Here is a 15,215-nt window from a genome sequence, read left to right on the forward strand (position 1 = left end):
GGGGGGGGGGCGGCTGGGCCCCCCCCCCGGGGGGGGGGGGGCCCGCGGGGGCGGGGGGGGGCGGTTGGGCCCCCCCCCCCCCCCCCCCCCCCGACTCGGCCAGGAGGGTCAGCGGCGTCGCAGCATCTTGATGATGATCGCGAGCACCAGGAGCCCGACCGCGCCCTGCTTCCAGTAGCCCTTCAGCAGGATCGGCAGGACCGCCGCCCCCAGGTCGAGGGCGTCGTCCTCCTGAGCCGGGGCCGGTCGCGGTGCCGACGGCGCCGAGCTGATCGGCGTCGGGGTGGCCGCGTGCCTGCCGGCCAGGGAGCCCTCGAGCGAGGCCGCCCCCTCCGAGCTGGCGGTGTCGGCCGCCGGTGCCGGAGCGGGAGGCTCCGGAGCAGCGGCCTCGGGTGAGAGTCGCTGCTCGAGACAGGCGACGAACTGGCCGAGCAGCTTGTCGGAGACGTCCTGCATGACGCCCCGGCCGAACTGCGCCGGCTTGCCGGTGATGGCCAGGTCGGTCACCACCATCACGTCGGTGGAGCCGGCGTTGTCCTCCATCGTGCAGGTCACCACGGCCCCGGCAGTCCCGTTGCCGCGCTTGTCCTTGCCCTTGGCGTCGACGACGAACTTGTGCGCCGTCTCGTCCTTCTCCACGAACGTGCCCGAGCCGTTGTAGACCAGGGCGATCGGACCGAGCTTGACCTTGCAGGAGCCCTGGAAGGTGGCGTCCTCCACCGAGGTGACGACGGCACCGGGAAAACACTCCGCCACCGAGGCGATGTCCTGGAAGTGTGCCCAGGTCTCCTCGACGCCGGTCGGAACGGTGAAGCGGTGGGTCAGGTCCACGAGGTCAGGCTCCTGCGGCGTTGAGGACGGCCCGGCGGACGAGCACCGTGGCGAGGTGCTTGCGGTAGGCGGACTCGCCGTTGAGGTCCGAAGGCGGGTTGGTGCCCTCGGCGGCGAGCGCAGCCGCGGCAGCCACGCCCTCCTCGGTCGCCGGCTGCCCCACCAGGGCCTGCTCCGAGGCACGGGCCCGCAGCGCGGTGTTGCCCATGTTGGTGAGCCCGATGCGCGCCTCCGCGATCGTGCCGTTCTCCACCTTGACGGTGGCGGCGACGGCCACGATCGGCCACTGGTGCGCGACCCGCACGAACTTCTCGTAGCAGGAGCCCCAGCCGGTGTGCTTCGGGACCCGGACGGCGACGAGGATCTCGTCCTCGCCGATCGCTGTCTCGAAGAGGTCGACGAAGAAGTCGTCGGCCTCCACCGTGCGCGTGCCGCCCGGACCCTGGATCACGAACTGTGCCCCCAGGGCCAGCGCCGGCGCACCGAGGTCACCGGCGGGATCGGCGTGGGCGAGCGCCCCACCGAAGGTGCCGCGGTGCCGGATCTGTACGTCGGCGAGGTGCTCGACGGCCTTGTGGATCAGCTCGGCGTGCTCCTCGACCAGCGGGTCGTGCTCGACGACGGAGTGCTGGGTCATCGCACCGATGACGATCGCGTCGCCGTCGTCGCGGATGCCCCGCAGACTGTCGATCTTGCCGAGGTCGATGACGACCTCGGGGGCGTTGAGCCGCATCCGCAGCACGGGGAGCAGGCTTTGTCCCCCGGCCAGGATCTTGGCGTCGTCACCGTGCTCGCCCAGGGCGGCGAGCGCCTCCTCGACCGTGGTCGGCGCGAGGTAGTCGAACTGTGCGGGGATCATGCGTGGCCTCCGGTCGTGCGGTCGGTGGTGCCTTCCATGCCGGTGGAGGCGTCGAAGTGCGGTGCGGCGGCCCCGACAGTCTCGGCCTTCTCGCCACCACGGGCGTCGTTGATCGCCTTCCAGACGCGCTCGGGGGTGCAGGGCATCCGGACGTCCTGGACGCCGAACTGACGCAGGGCGTCCACCACGGCGTTGACGACGGCCGGGGTCGAGGCGATCGTGCCGGCCTCTCCCACTCCCTTGGTGCCGAGCGTGTTGGTCGTCGCCGGCGAGGTGGTGTGGTCGAGGTCGAAGCTGATCGTGTCCGCCGAGGTCGGCAGCAGGTAGTCGACGAACGACCCGGTCACCAGGGTGCCGGCGTCGTCGTAGACCGCTTCCTCCCACAGCGCCTGGGCGATGCCCTGGACGAGGCCGCCGTGCAGCTGCCCCTCCACGATCAACGGGTTGATGATGTTGCCGATGTCGTCGCAGGCGGCGTACTTGCGCATCGTCACCTGGCCGGTCTCGGTGTCGACCTCCATGGCGCACAGGTGCGTGCCGTGGGGGTAGTTGAAGTTCACCGGGTCGAAGGTCGCGTCGGAGTCGAGCGAGGGCTCGACGCCGTCGGGCAGGTTGTGCGCCGCGAAGGTCGCGAGCGCGATCTCCGCCATCGCCAGGCCCTGGTCGGTGCCCTTGACCGTGAAGCGACCGCCGCTGAACTCGACGTCGTCCTCGGAGGCCTCGAGCAGGTGGGCGGCGATGACCTTGGCCTTGTCGATGACCTTGTCGGCGGCCTTGACGATCGCCTCGCCACCGACGACCAACGAGCGCGAGCCGTAGGTGTCGAGCCCCTTGTGGGCGACCTGGGTGTCACCGTGCAGGACCTCGACGTCCTCGAACGCCACGCCCAGGCGGTCGGCGACGATCTGGCTGAAGGCCGTCTCGTGACCCTGGCCGTGGGCGGAGGCACCGGTGAGGACCTCGACCTTGCCGGTCGGCAGCATCCGGACGCTGGCGTGCTCCCAGCCACCGGCGCCGTAGTCGAGCGAGCCGAGCACGCGTGAGGGCGCCAGTCCGCACATCTCGGTGAACGTCGAGATGCCGATGCCGAGCTGGACCTTGTCGCCCGACTCGCGGCGACGGGCCTGCTCGGCCCGCAGCTCGTCGTAGCCGAACATCGCCTTGGCGTTGGCGGTCGCGGCCTCGTAGTTGCCGGAGTCGTACTCGAGGCCGGCCACCGTGGTGAACGGGAACTCCTCGTGCTTGATCCAGTTCTTCTCGCGCAGCTCGAACGGGTCGACACCGAGCTCGGCGGCGAGGTCGTCCATGATCCGCTCGATGCCGAACGTCGCCTCGGGTCGGCCGGCGCCGCGGTAGGCGTCGGTCCAGGTCTTGTTGGTGAGGACGGTCTGGCAGTTGAACTGGTAGGCCGGGAACTTGTAGATCGCGTTGAACATGAACGCGCCCAGCACCGGGACGCCGCCGCCGATCAGCGAGACGTGCGAGCCGAGGTCGGCGAGCAGCTCGACCTTGAGGCCGGTGACGGTGCCGTCCTTCTCGGCCGCGATGGTGAGCTTCTGCCACTGGTCGCGCCCGTGGTGGGCGGCCATCAGCGACTCCGAGCGGGTCTCGGTGTACTTCACCGGCTTCCCCAGCTTGCGGGCCACGAGGAAGGTGATGAACTCCTCGGGCGTCGTCTGGAGCTTGCCGCCGAAGCCGCCGCCCACGTCAGGGGCGATCACGCGGATCTTGGCCTCCGAGACTCCGGTCACGGCCGCGAGCAGGAACTTCAGGATGTGCGGGATCTGCGTCGCCGCCCACATCGTGATCTGCTCGCCGGTGGGGTCGACCACCGTGGAGCGGGGCTCCATGAAGGCGGGGATGAGTCGCTGCTGGCGGTATTCGCGCTCGAGCACGACGCCGCCCTCGCGGGCCTTCGCGATCGCCTCGTCGACGTTGCCGCCGGTGCCGGCCTCGGCCGAGTCGAACTTCCAGAACGCCGACTTGTTGGTGCCGAGCTCGGGGTGCGCGAGCGCACCGCCGTTCTCCGGTGTCGCCTCGGCGGCGGCCTTGAGCTCGAGGGCCGCGGGCAGCTCCTCGTAGTCGATGTCGACGAGCTCGGCGGCGTCACGGGCCTCGGCGGCCGAGCGGGCCACGATGACAGCGACGATCTCGCCGGCGAAGACGACCCGGTCGACCGCGATCGGCGGGTGGGCGGGCGCCTTCTGGTCAGGAGTGATGGGCCAGGCGTTGGGCAGGCTGCCCTGCTCGTCCGCGACATCGGCGCCGGTGATGACCCGGACCACGTTGGGCGAGGCCAGCGCGGCCGAGGTCTCGATGTTGGTGATCTTCGCGTGGGCGAAGGGGCTGCGGACCATGGCGAGGTGCACCATGCCGGGCAGCGTGATGTTGTCGGTCCAGCGGGTGCGACCGGTGATCAGCCGCTGGTCCTCCTTGCGGCGGCGGTCCTTGCCGATCTCCGCAGTGGGGGTCTCCTGGACGGCGGTCACTGGGCACCTCCCTGGGAAGCGGCGTGCTGCACCGACTTGACGATGTTGTGGTAGCCCGTGCAGCGGCACAGGTTGCCCTCGAGGCCGACCCGGATCTCCTGCTCGGAGGGGTTCGGGTTGTTCTTCAGCAGGTCGACGCTCTGCATGATCATCCCGGGGGTGCAGAACCCGCACTGCAGGCCGTGGCACTCACGGAACGACTCCTGGACCTGGTGGAGCTCGCCGTCCTGGGCGAGCCCCTCGATGGTGGTGACCTCGGCGCCGTCGGCCTGGACCGCCAGCACGTTGCACGACTTGACGCTCGTGCCGTCGAGGTGAACCGTGCACGCGCCGCAGTTGCTGGTGTCGCAACCGATGACGGTGCCGGTCTTGCCGAGCTTCTCGCGGAGGTACTGCACGAGCAGCATCCGGGGTTCGACGTCGTCAGCGACCTTCGCGCCGTCGACAGTCAGGTTGATCCGGGTCATGTACGACTCCCTCAAGAGTGGGTGGACCTGTGATGCGGGTCACCCCAACCTAGGGTCGTCCGGTTGGTCGAAGGTAGGTCCTGACCGGACCTAGCGCGTCGCGACCGCGAGGCGTCCCTTGAGCAGCGGGACGGCCGGATGGGCGGTGCCGGCCAGGGAGGCCAGGCAGACCTCGAGGACCTGCGTGTCGTAGGGCGCCAGCTCGCTGTAGCGGACCACGGCGTCCGGGACGGGATCGGCGAGCAGGGCCTCGCGGAGGGCGACCGCGACGTATTCGGCCAGGTCGCCGAGGGCCGGGGAGTTGGTGCCCGGGAGGAGGTCGCCGCCGTAGGCGTCGACAGCGGCCGCGACGTGCCCGCCGCGCAGCAGGGTGAGGACATGGTCGACGTCGGTGGCGACCGGCATCATCAGTCGGTAGGGGCGCGAGGAGAGCTGCCCGCCGAGCGCGGAGCGCAGGTGGGAGACCTCGGCCTTGAGCGTGGAGAACGTCACCGCCTGGTCTCCGTAGACCAGCGCGTGCAGCTGCTCCAAGGAGAGCCCCTCCGGGTGCAGCGCGAGCAGCGCGAGGATCTCGGTCTGGCGCCGGTTGAGCAGCAGGCGTTGGCCGTCGAAACGGACCTCGGCCGTGCCGAGCAGGGTCATGACCAGGCCGGGGTCGTCGGTCACGTCGAGCGCGGAGGGATGGTGCTGCGAGCGCGGGAGGGCGGTCTCGATCAGCCGCGCCATGACGCGCGCGGTCGCGAGCCCGATCGGGTGGGTGCGGTCCCAGGTCGTGGAGAGGTCGATGACGCCGAGCTGGCGCCCGGTGTGGGGGTCGACCACGGGTGCGGCCCAGCAGACCCAGTTGTGGACGATGGAGGCGTAGTGCTCGGCGCTGAAGACCATCGACGGCTCGCCCTGGCGGTTGGCCAGGTCGAGCGCGTTGGTGCCGACGGACTGCTCGTCCCACCGACCACCGACGACGAAGTTGACGGTCTCGGCCTTGCGTCGCATGACGCGACCGCCGTAGGTCCACAGGATGCGGGTCTGGGAGTCGGTGACGGCGAGGACCAGGTCGCCGTCCTCGGCGGTGCGCCGCAGCTCGGACTCGACGCCCTCGACCGCGCGCTGGAGCGGTGAGTCCTTCCAGATCGAGGCCGTCTCGCTCTCGTCGGCCAGCGGCGCCTGCGACAGGTCCGGCTTGATGGCCTTGTCGGAGCGGGTCCAGCTGTTCAGGATCTCGGGGCGTACGACGGGCTCGGCCGCGTCGCCACTCTGGACGAAGCTCGCCCACGCACGCATCGTCGCGCGCTTGCGCTCCTGAAGGTCGCCCCGTGCCATCCCGAACCTCCGTGCATCGTCGGTCACCTCAACGTAGCACCGGTGTGATGGGGCTCACGTGCGTCGCCGAACCTGTCCCGGCGTCAGCCGAGCCGGCGGCGCAGGAAGCGCACCGTGCGCTCGATCGAGCGCTGCCACTGCGGGATGAACGCGTGCAGCTCGCCGTCGTAGACCTCGAGGCGGCTGTCCACGCCGGCACGCTGCATGAGCCGCTGCGTCTCGGTCGCCCAGGGGAAGGGACAGATCTCGTCGGCGTTGCCGTGGTGGAGCAGGACGGGGTCGCTGATCCGGTCGAAGTAGGTGCGCGGCGACAGCCCGGCGTAGACCTCCGGGGACTCGGCGGGCGTGCCGAGCTCGTCGTAGAGCGCCTCGACGGCGTCGGGCCGGCTCGGCACCGTGAAGTGGCGCAGGTTGTCGAGGTAGCTGGAGGAGACCGAGGCGTAGATGACGGCGGCCTCGACGAGGTCGGGTCTCACGACGAGCGCGTTCATCGTCACCCCGCCGCCCATCGAGCGGCCGAGCATCGCCATCCGGTCGGGGTCGACCCAGGGCTCGCGCTCGAGCGCGAGGACGGCGTTGATCGCGTCGCGGGTGTAGCCCAGCCGGGTCTCCCGCGCCAGGCGACCGGCGGGGTCGGACCCGGCGTGGCCGCGGTAGTCGGTGTGCAGCACCGCGAAGCCCTCCCGGGCCAGCCAGTCCTGCTCGCGGGCCAGGCCCTGGCCGGTGACGTAGACGTCGGGGTTGACGTAGCCGTGGTTGAGCACGATCCCCGGGAACGGGCCGGGTCCCGTCGGTCGCAGGAGGATGCCCGACACCGTGACCCCGCCGCTGTCGTAGGTGACCTCGGAGCGGGTGTAGGACGCGGTCTCCTCGACCACGCGGCCGTAGCGGATCCGGCTGGCCCGGAAGTCCTCGCGCATCAGCGCCGGCAGGGAGCGCGCGTCGGGCACCGGGGGCAGGGCGTCGGGCTGCTGGCCCGGTGTGCTCGACGGCGGGCTGACCGGGGTCTCGTCGGGGGGCCCGGGGCTGGTCGCCGGCGCCGTCCGGGCGTCGGGCTCCGTCCCGGGCTCGCGGTCGGCGGTGCACGCGACGAGGGGCAGCGCCACGAGCAGCGCCGCCCACGCCGGGGCCCGTCGTACGGCGGGGTTCACGGCAGGTGGTCGAGCTCGCCGTGGATGCGCCCCTCCGTGGCGACCAGCCGCTCGCCGGTGCCGCCCCACCGGCCGGCGATGATCTCGGCGGCGATGCTGATCGCGGTCTCCTCGGGCGTGCGGGCACCGAGGTCGAGGCCGATCGGGCTGGAGAGCCGCTCGAGCTCCTCCTGGGACACCCCGACCTCGAGCAGCCGGGCGACCCGGTCCTCGTGGGTGCGCCGCGAGCCCATGGCGCCGACGTAGGCGACCTCGGGGAGGCGGAGGGCGACCTCGAGGAGGGGTACGTCGAACTTCGGGTCGTGGGTCAGCACGGTGACGACCGTGCGCTGGTCGATGCGCCCGGCCTCCTGCTCGGCCAGGAGGTAGCGGTGCGGCCAGTCGACGACGACCTCGTGGGCGTCGGGGAAGCGGCTGTGGGTGGCGAAGACGGGGCGGGCGTCGCAGACGGTGACCTGGTAGCCGAGGAACGCGCCGACCTTGGCCACGGCTGCGGCGAAGTCGATCGCCCCGAACACCAGCATCCGTGGCTTGGGGGCGAAGGCCCAGACGAAGACCCGCATGCCCTCGCCGCGGCGCTCGCCGTCGGGGCCGTAGGTCAGCGTGGCGTTGGTGCCGCTGGCGAGCAGCCCCATCGCGTCGTCGTGGACCGCGCCGTCGGCGCGGGTGCTGCCCAGGGTGCCCTCGTTGTCGTGCAGCTCGGGACGGATGACCAGGCGCTTGCCGAGCCAGGTGGGGTCGGGGTGCTCGATCACCGTGGCCAGCGCGACCGCGCGGCCCTCGACGATGTCGGCCGCGAGGTCGCCGAGCTCGGGGAAGGTGTCACGCGAGACCTTCTCGACGTAGACGTCGAGGATGCCGCCGCAGGTCAGCCCGACGGCGAACGCGTCGTCGTCGGAGACCCCGTAGCGCTCCAGCACCGGCGCGCCCGACGCGACGACCGACTCGGCCAGCTCATAGACCGCGCCCTCGACGCAGCCCCCGGAGACCGACCCGACGGCCGCGCCCTCCTGGGTCACCAGCATCGAGGCTCCGGGCGGCCGGGGGGCGGAGCGGAAGGTCGCCACGACGGTGCCGACCCCGATCTCCTCCCCGGCGTGCCAGCGGGTCATCAGCTCTTCGAGCACGTCACGCACGTGCCACCACCTCCACCAGGTCTGCGAACGTCGCCAGCGAGTGACCGGCGAGGAAGTCGTCGACGTGCGGCAGCGCGGCCACGACGCCCTGCTGCACCGGCTCGTAGCCGGCCTTGCCACGGTGCGGGTTGACCCACACCACGCGGTGCGCGACCCGGTGCAGCCGACGCATCTGCTCGCCGAGCAGCGTGCAGTCACCGCGCTCCCAGCCGTCGCTGAACACGACGACCACCGCGCCGCGGGCCATGCCGCGCCGGCCCCAGCGGTCGAGGAAGACCTGGAGGGTCTCGCCCAGGCGGGTGCCGCCGGACCAGTCGGGCACGGCCTCGCCGGCGGCGACCAGCGCCCGCTCGGCGTCGCGGCTGTGCAGCGCGCGGGTCAGGTGGGTCAGCCGGGTGCCGACGGTGAAGGTCTCCACGACGCCGGGACCCTGCGACATCCGGTGCGCGAGGCGCAGCAGCGCGTCGGCGTAGCCGTTCATCGACCCGCTCACGTCGATCAGGAGCACCACGCGGCGCGGCTTCTCGGCGCGGCGACGCCACTCGATCGCCGAGGGCTCACCCATGCGACGCAGGCTCTCGCGCAGCGTGCGGGAGGCGTCGACCTGGCCGCGGTGCCAGGCCCGGTGCCGCGCCGTACGACGGAGGGGGGCGCGCGGGCGCAGCGTCGCGAACATCGCGGAGAGCCGGTGCTTCTCGGCCGCCGACATGCCGGCGACGTCGCGGTGGCGCAGGACCTCGGCGTTGCTGGCCATCGCCTTGACCGTCTCCCCGTCCCCGTCACCCTGCCCCTCGCCCTCGTCGGAGGGGAGGTCGGAGAAGGACGGCACGGTCGGTGGGGCCGGGGTGGCGCGGGGCAGGCCGTCGCGGGCGTTGAAGTAGGCCTCGAAGACCTGGTCGTAGCGGCGCAGGTCGTCGGGCGAGGCGCACAGCGTCGCCCGTCCGGCGTTGTAGGTCGCGCGCTGGTCGCCGAGCCCGACGACCGAGACCGCGTCGAGGAAGCCCTGGGTGCGGTCCTGGGTCACCGGCAGGCCGGCAGCGCGCAGCGCCCGGGCGAAGCCGGCGAGGACCTCGTCGACCTCGCGCACCGGGGTCCTCGCGTGGTCCTCGTCGCCCTCGACCGACTGCTGGAGGTCGGTCACGTGCGCAGCATCTGGTCGAGCGCCTGCTTCACGCGGTCGGTGTCCTCGCGGTACTTCACCAGCGCACCGAGCGTGCGCGCGGAGGTCTCGAGGTCGACCTCGGTCGCGCCGAGGTGCTGCAGCGCGCGGGCCCAGTCGAGGGTCTCGGCGACGCCCGGGGGCTTCTCGAGGTCGCCGCGCTGGCGCAGCTGCTGGGCGATGGTGGCGACCTGGCGGGCCAGCGTCTCGGAGACCTCCGGCGCGCGCGAGCGCAGGATCTCGACCTCACGGTCGAGGCCGGGGTGGTCGATCCAGTGGTAGAGGCAGCGCCGCTTGAGGGCGTCGTGGAGCTCGCGGGTGCGGTTGGAGGTCAAGATGACCACCGGCGGGGTCACGGCCTTGACGGTGCCGAGCTCGGGGATCGAGACCTGGTAGGTGGAGAGGACCTCGAGCAGGAACGCCTCGAACTCGTCGTCGGCGCGGTCGACCTCGTCGACGAGCAGCACCGCCGGGGCCTGTTGCAGCGCGGCCAGCACGGGGCGTGCGAGCAGGAACCGCTCGTCGTACAGGCTCTTCTCCGCCTCCTCGACGTCCGCTCCCCCCGCTGCCTCGAGGGCGCGCAGGTGCAGGATCTGGCGCGGGAAGTCCCAGTCGTAGAGCGCCTGGGTGGCATCGATCCCCTCGTAGCACTGGAGCCGCACCAGCGGCAGGCCCAGGCTCTCGGCGATCGCCTCGGCCAGCGCGGTCTTGCCGGTGCCGGGCTCGCCCTCGAGGAGCAGGGGACGCTGCATCCGGAGGCTGAGGAAGACCACGGTCGCGAGGTCGCCGTCGCTGAGGTAGCCGGTCTCCTGCAGGCGCGCGGTGACGTCGGCGGGCGAAGTGGGCTCCATGCGGTCCACGGTACTGACCGTGGCGTTGGTCACCGGTTGGGGCTGCTGGTCGGGCTGGCCGCGTGGCTCGGGGGGCCGAGGAGGTCCCAGGTGTTGCCGGCGACGTCACGGAAGACCACGACGGTGCCGTAAGCCTCGTGACGCGGCTCCTCGAGGAACTCCACCCCGGCGGCGCTCATGCGGGCGTGCTGGGCCTCGAAGTCGTCGACGTGCAGGAAGTGCCCGACCCGGCCGCCGGCCTGCCGCCCGGTCGCGGCCACCTGCTCGTCGCCCTCGGCGCGGGCGAGGAGGAGACCGGCGCCGCCGGCCGGGGGACGTACGACGACCCAGCGCTTGTCCGGCGCGTCCTCGCTGGGTCGCGCGGTGTCCTCGGTGAGCTCGAGGCCGAGAGCGGTGGTGAAGAAGGCGATCGCCTCGTCGTAGTCGTGGACGAGGACGGTGGTGAGGTCGATGCGCACGCCGGTCAGCCTAGGTCGGGGTGTGGGTCCGGGTGTGGGTCCGGGTGTGGGTCGGCGTGTGGGTCGGGTCGGCAGACTGGTGGCATGCCCGCCCAGCCTCCCGACAAGACCTGCGCCTCGTGCGGACGCCGCATCGAGTGGCGCAAGAAGTGGGCCAGGAGCTGGGACGAGGTGAAGTACTGCGGCTCGGCCTGCCGCAGCCGCAAGGTGCGTCCCGTCGACGAGCAGCTGTCGGAGACGATCCTGTCGTTGCTGGCCGCACGGGCCGCCGGGGCGACGATCTGTCCATCGGAGGCGGCGCGAGCAGTGGCTGCTGGCTCGGAGCCTGATCCCGAGGCGTGGCGTGACCTGATGGAGCCGGCCCGGCGCGCGGCCCGGCGGCTGGTCGACTCGGGCGAGGTCGAGATCACCCAGGGCGGCAAGGTCGTCGACCCGTCGACCGCCAAGGGGCCGATCCGGGTCCGCCGGGTGCGCTGAGGCTCACCCCAGCAGCAGGTCGGCGCTGTCGAGGAGTCGTCGCCCGAGGGTGACCCCGCCGAAGCTGGTCACGAACAGCCCGGTGGTGACCCGCTCGAGGTAGCCCCACTCCCAGATCCGCTGCTCGTCGATGCCGGTGCGTCCGGCCAGCAGCGCGCAGTAGCCCTCGATCACGCCACGCGGGTCGGCGACGTCGAGGCGCCCGGTCCAGTCGCGCACCGCCACCCCCAGGTCGTACGCCGGGTCGGCACGGAAGCCGTCCGGGTCGACGAAGACGTGGCCCGAGGTCGCGCCCGGGCGGGGCTCGACCACCCGCAGGATGTTGGCGGGGTGCGGGTCTCCGTGCACGACGACGCACGTGTCGGGGTCGTGCGCCGCAGCCCGGCGAGCGGCGTAGTCGAGGGCCACGTGTCGGGCTCGCGGCGGGCAGGGGTGGCCGAGCCGGTCGTCGAGGTCCACCAGCATCCGGTGCAGCCGGCTGGCCTTGTCGTCGCCCGGCGCCGGGTCGGGTGCCGTGTCGGGCGGGAGCAACCAGGCCTCTGCCAGCGTGTCGGCGACGATCTCCAGCGTCTGCTCAGGCGGCCGAGGGGTGAGCTCGAGCGCGGTGCCGAGCGACTCCAGCAGGAGAGCGTTGCGCGACGGGTCGTGGGCGTGGAGCAGCGCATAGCCGACGCCACTCGCGGCCCCGAGGACGCGGGCCTGGTCGGTCAGGTCCACGTCGGGGGTCGCCACCTTCACGACGCGCTCGTCACCGTCGCCGGTGAGAGCGCGCACGACGTAGGAGCCGCTGCCGCCCGGCACCGGCCGTCCGAGGGTCAGGCCCCACTGCTCGCAGAGCTCGTCGAGCACGCGGGGCAGCGCGTCGACCCAGGCGCGCCCCGCATCGCCCAGCGAGGCGACCCGGGCACGGTTGAGCGGCTGGAGACGCACGGCGCCGGGCTCAGCGGGCGTCGACGTCGTGGCCGGTGGCGAGGTCACCGCACTCCACCAGGTCGACGGGTCGCTCGCGCAGGTAGGAGCGAGCGCCCTCGTCGCCGTTCGCCTCGGCCAGCACGCCGGCCCAGTGGTCGCGTCCGATCAGCACGGGGTGGCCCGGCCGGCCGTCGAAGCCAGCACGGCGCAGGGCCGCACAGGGCAGGGCGGCGGGGTCGGTGGCGGCGGCGACCACGCGTCGTACGACCTCGGCGGTGACGTCGGGCAGGTCGACGAGCAGGACGACGGCGACCTCACCGTCATCGGGCAGGGCTCGGAGACCGGCGCGCAGCGAGGCGGACATGCCCTCGGCCCAGTCGGAGGCGATCACGACGTCGACGCCGAGCCCGTCGAGCAGGCGCACCGCCTCGTCGGCAGAGGCCCCGAGGACCACCGTGACCCGGTCGCAGCCGCCGTCGACGAGGGTCTCGACACCGTGGGCGAGCCAGGAGCCTCCGTCGTCGTCGTGGACCAGCGCCTTGGGCATACCCATGCGGCTGCCGGCGCCGGCGGCCAGGAGGACCCCCTCGACACTCACCCGGGGAAGGCTGCGACGTAGAGCGACTCGAGGGCGGGCGCGAAGGCACCGCTGAAGCCGCAGACCATGACCTGGCCGTCGCTGGCGGCGACGAGGTAGCGCTGGCCGGGCTGGAAGTCGACGGCCCCCACGAGGGCCTGCATCATCGCGGGCTCCGAGCGGACCTCGACCTGGTCGGTGACCTCGCCTGCGTAGAAGCGGTCGGGCGTCAGGCTGACCACGTCGGCGCTGACGGCGTCGACGGTGCCGGCGAACGCGACCTGGGCGTTGGCGAGCACCTCGGCGCTGGGCACCATGCAGCGTCCCTGCGTCGGGGCACCGGCGGCCAGCACGGTGACGGTCGGGGCCTCCGAGACGGGGGCGCTCAGGCCGGCCGAGGGGACCTGGCTGGACTCGCGGTCGTTGTTGAGGAGGCCGAAGACGCCGACCCCGCCGATGAGGACGGCGGCTGCCGCTGCGACGAGCCAGGTGAGGGGGCTGCGGTGGCGGGTGCCGCTCTCGCGGGTCTCCACCGGCAGGTCGGTGTCGGTGTGGGTGCTCTGGTCTGCACTCATCGTGTCCTCCAGGAGTCGGGCCACCCATGCGGGGTCGGCCGGCGGGAGGGAGGCAGCCGGGTCGTGCGCCTGCAGTCGCTGCTGCAGCTCGTCGTCGGTCACGGCGTCCTCCCCTCTCTCGACCCTTCATGTCCGGCTGCGCCGTCGATCTTTCGCAGGCTGTCGCGGAGCTTGGCGCGGGCCCGGTGCAGCCGGATGCTCACGGCGTTGGGCGTCAGGTCGAGCACGGCCGCGATCTCGCCGGGGGTCAGCTGCTCCCACGCCCACAGCCGCACCAGCTCGGCCTCGGTCTCCGTCAGGCCGGCGAGCGCCTCGTCGAGCCGTGGGTCGCCCCGGTCGGCGTCCGGCCCCGGCACGCTCCGCGTCGGTGGGTCCACGACCGCGACCCGCGCCGCCAGCCGCTCCTGACGACGCGCGCCACGCTGGGCGTTGGCCAGGCACAGCCGCGCGACGCCGTAGGCCCACGGCAGCGCCGCCTCCGGCACCTCGTCGAGCCGGCGCCAGCAGACCAGGAGGGTCTCGGCGAGCACGTCGTCGGCCGTGGCGGAGTCCGTGCGCCGCGCCAGGAACCGCCGCAGCGGCTCGACCAGCTGGGGCGCGAGCGCCTCGAAGCGCGCCCGGCGCTCCGCTGCTCCCTGCTCGTCCTCGGCCACGACTCCAGCCTCACACACGGCACCGACCCCGCTGACGCCAGCAGGGCCCCCGCCGAAGTGGAGGCCCTGCTGGGTGGTGCTGGTGCTGGTGAGCTGGACTTCAGCTCGGCCCGAGCAAGCTCGGTCCGGTGGTGCTCAGAAGTCCATGCCGCCCATGCCACCGGTCGGGTCGCCGCCCATGGGCGCCGCCTTCTCCGGCTTGTCGGCCACGACGGCCTCGGTGGTGAGGAACAGCGCCGCGATGGAGGCAGCGTTCTGCAGCGCGGAGCGCGTGACCTTGGCCGGGTCGATGATGCCTTCGGCGATCATGTCGACGTACTCGCCGGTCGCGGCATTGAGGCCGTGTCCGGGCGTCAGGTTGCGCACCTTCTCCGCCACGACGCCGCCCTCGAGGCCGGCGTTGATGGCGATCTGCTTGAGCGGGGCCTCGGTCGCGAAGCGCACGATGTTGGCACCGGTCGCCTCGTCGCCCTCGAGCTCCAGCTTGGCGAACGCGGCGTCGGCGGCCTGCACGAGTGCGACGCCACCTCCGGCGACGATGCCCTCCTCGACGGCAGCCTTCGCGTTGCGAACGGCGTCCTCGATGCGGTGCTTGCGCTCCTTGAGCTCGACCTCGGTCGCCGCTCCGACCTTGATGACCGCAACACCGCCGGCCAGCTTGGCCAGGCGCTCCTGCAGCTTCTCGCGGTCGTAGTCGGAGTCCGACTTCTCGATCTCGGCACGGATCTGGTTGACCCGACCGGCGATCTGGTCGGCGTCTCCAGCACCCTCGACGATGGTGGTCTCGTCCTTGGTGATGACGACCTTGCGGGCCTGGCCGAGCAGCTCGATGCCGGTCGACTCGAGCTTCAGGCCGACCTCCTCCGAGATGACCTGGCCGCCGGTCAGGATCGCGATGTCCTGCAGCATGGCCTTGCGGCGGTCGCCGAAGCCCGGCGCCTTGACGGCGCAGGTGTGGAGCGTGCCGCGGAGCTTGTTCACGACGAGCGTCGCGAGGGCCTCGCCGTCCACGTCCTCGGCCACGATGAGGAGCGGGCGGTTCGCCTTCGCCACCTGCTCGAGGAGCGGGAGGAGGTCCTTCATGCTCGAGATCTTCTTCTCGTGCACGAGGATGTAGGCGTTCTCGAGGACGACCTCCATGCGCTCGGGGTCCGTCACGAAGTACGGCGAGAGGTAGCCGCGGTCGAACTGCATGCCCTCGACGACCTCGAGCGAGGTCTCCATCGACTTGGCGTCGAGATGCGTCGCGATGATCGAGCGTATGACTTTGAACGAGAGTCCCTCCGTGGCCGGATAGACC

Annotated in this window: 16 protein-coding genes; 1 reads left to right on the forward strand and 15 read right to left on the reverse strand. The window is 72.3% G+C overall.

The window, feature by feature from the left end; translation table 11 throughout:
• Window positions 1–108 precede the first annotated feature (108 nt).
• The 10 genes from RMN98_RS14910 to RMN98_RS14955 all read right to left on the reverse strand — a co-directional run bounded on the left by RMN98_RS14910 (window position 109) and on the right by RMN98_RS14955 (window position 10,721).
• A complete protein-coding gene (locus RMN98_RS14910) occupies window positions 109–831 on the reverse strand; it encodes an SRPBCC family protein (RefSeq protein WP_309649606.1) in 723 nt (240 codons plus the stop codon).
• A 4-nt stretch (window positions 832–835) separates the two neighbouring features.
• The gene (locus RMN98_RS14915; RefSeq protein ID WP_309649607.1) at window positions 836–1,690 is read right to left on the reverse strand and encodes a xanthine dehydrogenase family protein subunit M; all 855 of its coding nucleotides are present in this window, start codon (window positions 1,688–1,690) and stop codon (window positions 836–838) included.
• The gene (locus RMN98_RS14920; protein ID WP_309649608.1) at window positions 1,687–4,179 is read right to left on the reverse strand and encodes a xanthine dehydrogenase family protein molybdopterin-binding subunit; all 2,493 of its coding nucleotides are present in this window, start codon (window positions 4,177–4,179) and stop codon (window positions 1,687–1,689) included. The genes RMN98_RS14915 and RMN98_RS14920 overlap by 4 nt, the downstream gene beginning before the upstream one ends.
• Complete coding sequence (locus tag RMN98_RS14925; protein ID WP_309649609.1) at window positions 4,176–4,646, reverse strand: 2Fe-2S iron-sulfur cluster-binding protein; 471 nt, start codon at window positions 4,644–4,646, stop codon at window positions 4,176–4,178. Before RMN98_RS14925 ends, RMN98_RS14920 begins: the two co-directional genes overlap by 4 nt.
• A gap of 90 nt (window positions 4,647–4,736) precedes the next feature.
• Window positions 4,737–5,966, reverse strand: coding sequence for a transcriptional regulator (locus RMN98_RS14930; protein WP_309649610.1), 1,230 nt, complete (start codon window positions 5,964–5,966; stop codon window positions 4,737–4,739).
• Window positions 5,967–6,049: 83 nt separating this feature from the next.
• Entirely contained in the window at window positions 6,050–7,117 is a 1,068-nt protein-coding gene (locus tag RMN98_RS14935) for an alpha/beta fold hydrolase (protein ID WP_309649611.1), read from the reverse strand.
• Window positions 7,114–8,253 carry an XdhC family protein gene (locus tag RMN98_RS14940; protein WP_309649612.1) on the reverse strand — a complete coding sequence of 380 codons (1,140 nt, stop codon included), beginning with the start codon at window positions 8,251–8,253 and terminating at the stop codon, window positions 7,114–7,116. Before RMN98_RS14940 ends, RMN98_RS14935 begins: the two co-directional genes overlap by 4 nt.
• A complete protein-coding gene (locus RMN98_RS14945; RefSeq protein WP_309649613.1) occupies window positions 8,246–9,394 on the reverse strand; it encodes a VWA domain-containing protein in 1,149 nt (382 codons plus the stop codon). Before RMN98_RS14945 ends, RMN98_RS14940 begins: the two co-directional genes overlap by 8 nt.
• Window positions 9,391–10,263 carry a MoxR family ATPase gene (locus tag RMN98_RS14950; RefSeq protein WP_309649614.1) on the reverse strand — a complete coding sequence of 291 codons (873 nt, stop codon included), beginning with the start codon at window positions 10,261–10,263 and terminating at the stop codon, window positions 9,391–9,393. Before RMN98_RS14950 ends, RMN98_RS14945 begins: the two co-directional genes overlap by 4 nt.
• Window positions 10,264–10,292: 29 nt before the next feature.
• Window positions 10,293–10,721 carry a VOC family protein gene (locus RMN98_RS14955; RefSeq protein WP_309649615.1) on the reverse strand — a complete coding sequence of 143 codons (429 nt, stop codon included), beginning with the start codon at window positions 10,719–10,721 and terminating at the stop codon, window positions 10,293–10,295.
• A gap of 84 nt (window positions 10,722–10,805) precedes the next feature.
• Between RMN98_RS14955 and RMN98_RS14960 the strand changes: the two genes are divergently transcribed.
• Window positions 10,806–11,198 carry a DUF2256 and DUF3253 domain-containing protein gene (locus RMN98_RS14960; protein ID WP_309649616.1) on the forward strand — a complete coding sequence of 131 codons (393 nt, stop codon included), beginning with the start codon at window positions 10,806–10,808 and terminating at the stop codon, window positions 11,196–11,198.
• A gap of 3 nt (window positions 11,199–11,201) precedes the next feature.
• Here RMN98_RS14960 and RMN98_RS14965 read toward each other — a convergent pair whose 3' ends face one another.
• From RMN98_RS14965 to groEL, 5 genes are all read right to left on the reverse strand, one after another.
• Window positions 11,202–12,176 carry an aminoglycoside phosphotransferase family protein gene (locus RMN98_RS14965; RefSeq protein ID WP_309649617.1) on the reverse strand — a complete coding sequence of 325 codons (975 nt, stop codon included), beginning with the start codon at window positions 12,174–12,176 and terminating at the stop codon, window positions 11,202–11,204.
• A complete protein-coding gene (locus tag RMN98_RS14970) occupies window positions 12,139–12,708 on the reverse strand; it encodes a nucleotidyltransferase family protein (RefSeq protein ID WP_309649618.1) in 570 nt (189 codons plus the stop codon). Before RMN98_RS14970 ends, RMN98_RS14965 begins: the two co-directional genes overlap by 38 nt.
• Window positions 12,705–13,364, reverse strand: coding sequence for a hypothetical protein (locus RMN98_RS14975; protein ID WP_309649619.1), 660 nt, complete (start codon window positions 13,362–13,364; stop codon window positions 12,705–12,707). The genes RMN98_RS14970 and RMN98_RS14975 overlap by 4 nt, the downstream gene beginning before the upstream one ends.
• Entirely contained in the window at window positions 13,361–13,915 is a 555-nt protein-coding gene (locus tag RMN98_RS14980; protein ID WP_309649620.1) for a sigma-70 family RNA polymerase sigma factor, read from the reverse strand. Before RMN98_RS14980 ends, RMN98_RS14975 begins: the two co-directional genes overlap by 4 nt.
• 135 nt (window positions 13,916–14,050) lie before the next feature.
• A partial coding sequence (groEL, locus tag RMN98_RS14985; protein ID WP_309649621.1) for a chaperonin GroEL occupies window positions 14,051–15,215 on the reverse strand: 1,165 nt, incomplete at its 5' end.

Origin of the sequence: Nocardioides sp., from assembly GCF_031397825.1 — a bacterium.
Classification (GTDB): Bacteria; Actinomycetota; Actinomycetes; order Propionibacteriales; family Nocardioidaceae; genus Nocardioides.

Bases quoted from the DNA above. Each gene is read 5' to 3' on its own strand.
- RMN98_RS14960 (WP_309649616.1), top strand. From the start codon at position 10,806: ATGCCCGCCCAGCCTCCCGACAAGACCTGCGCCTCGTGCGGACGCCGC.
- RMN98_RS14925 (WP_309649609.1), bottom strand. From the start codon at position 4,646: ATGACCCGGATCAACCTGACTGTCGACGGCGCGAAGGTCGCTGACGAC.
- RMN98_RS14930 (WP_309649610.1), bottom strand. From the start codon at position 5,966: ATGGCACGGGGCGACCTTCAGGAGCGCAAGCGCGCGACGATGCGTGCG.
- RMN98_RS14950 (WP_309649614.1), bottom strand. From the start codon at position 10,263: ATGGAGCCCACTTCGCCCGCCGACGTCACCGCGCGCCTGCAGGAGACC.
- RMN98_RS14915 (WP_309649607.1), bottom strand. From the start codon at position 1,690: ATGATCCCCGCACAGTTCGACTACCTCGCGCCGACCACGGTCGAGGAG.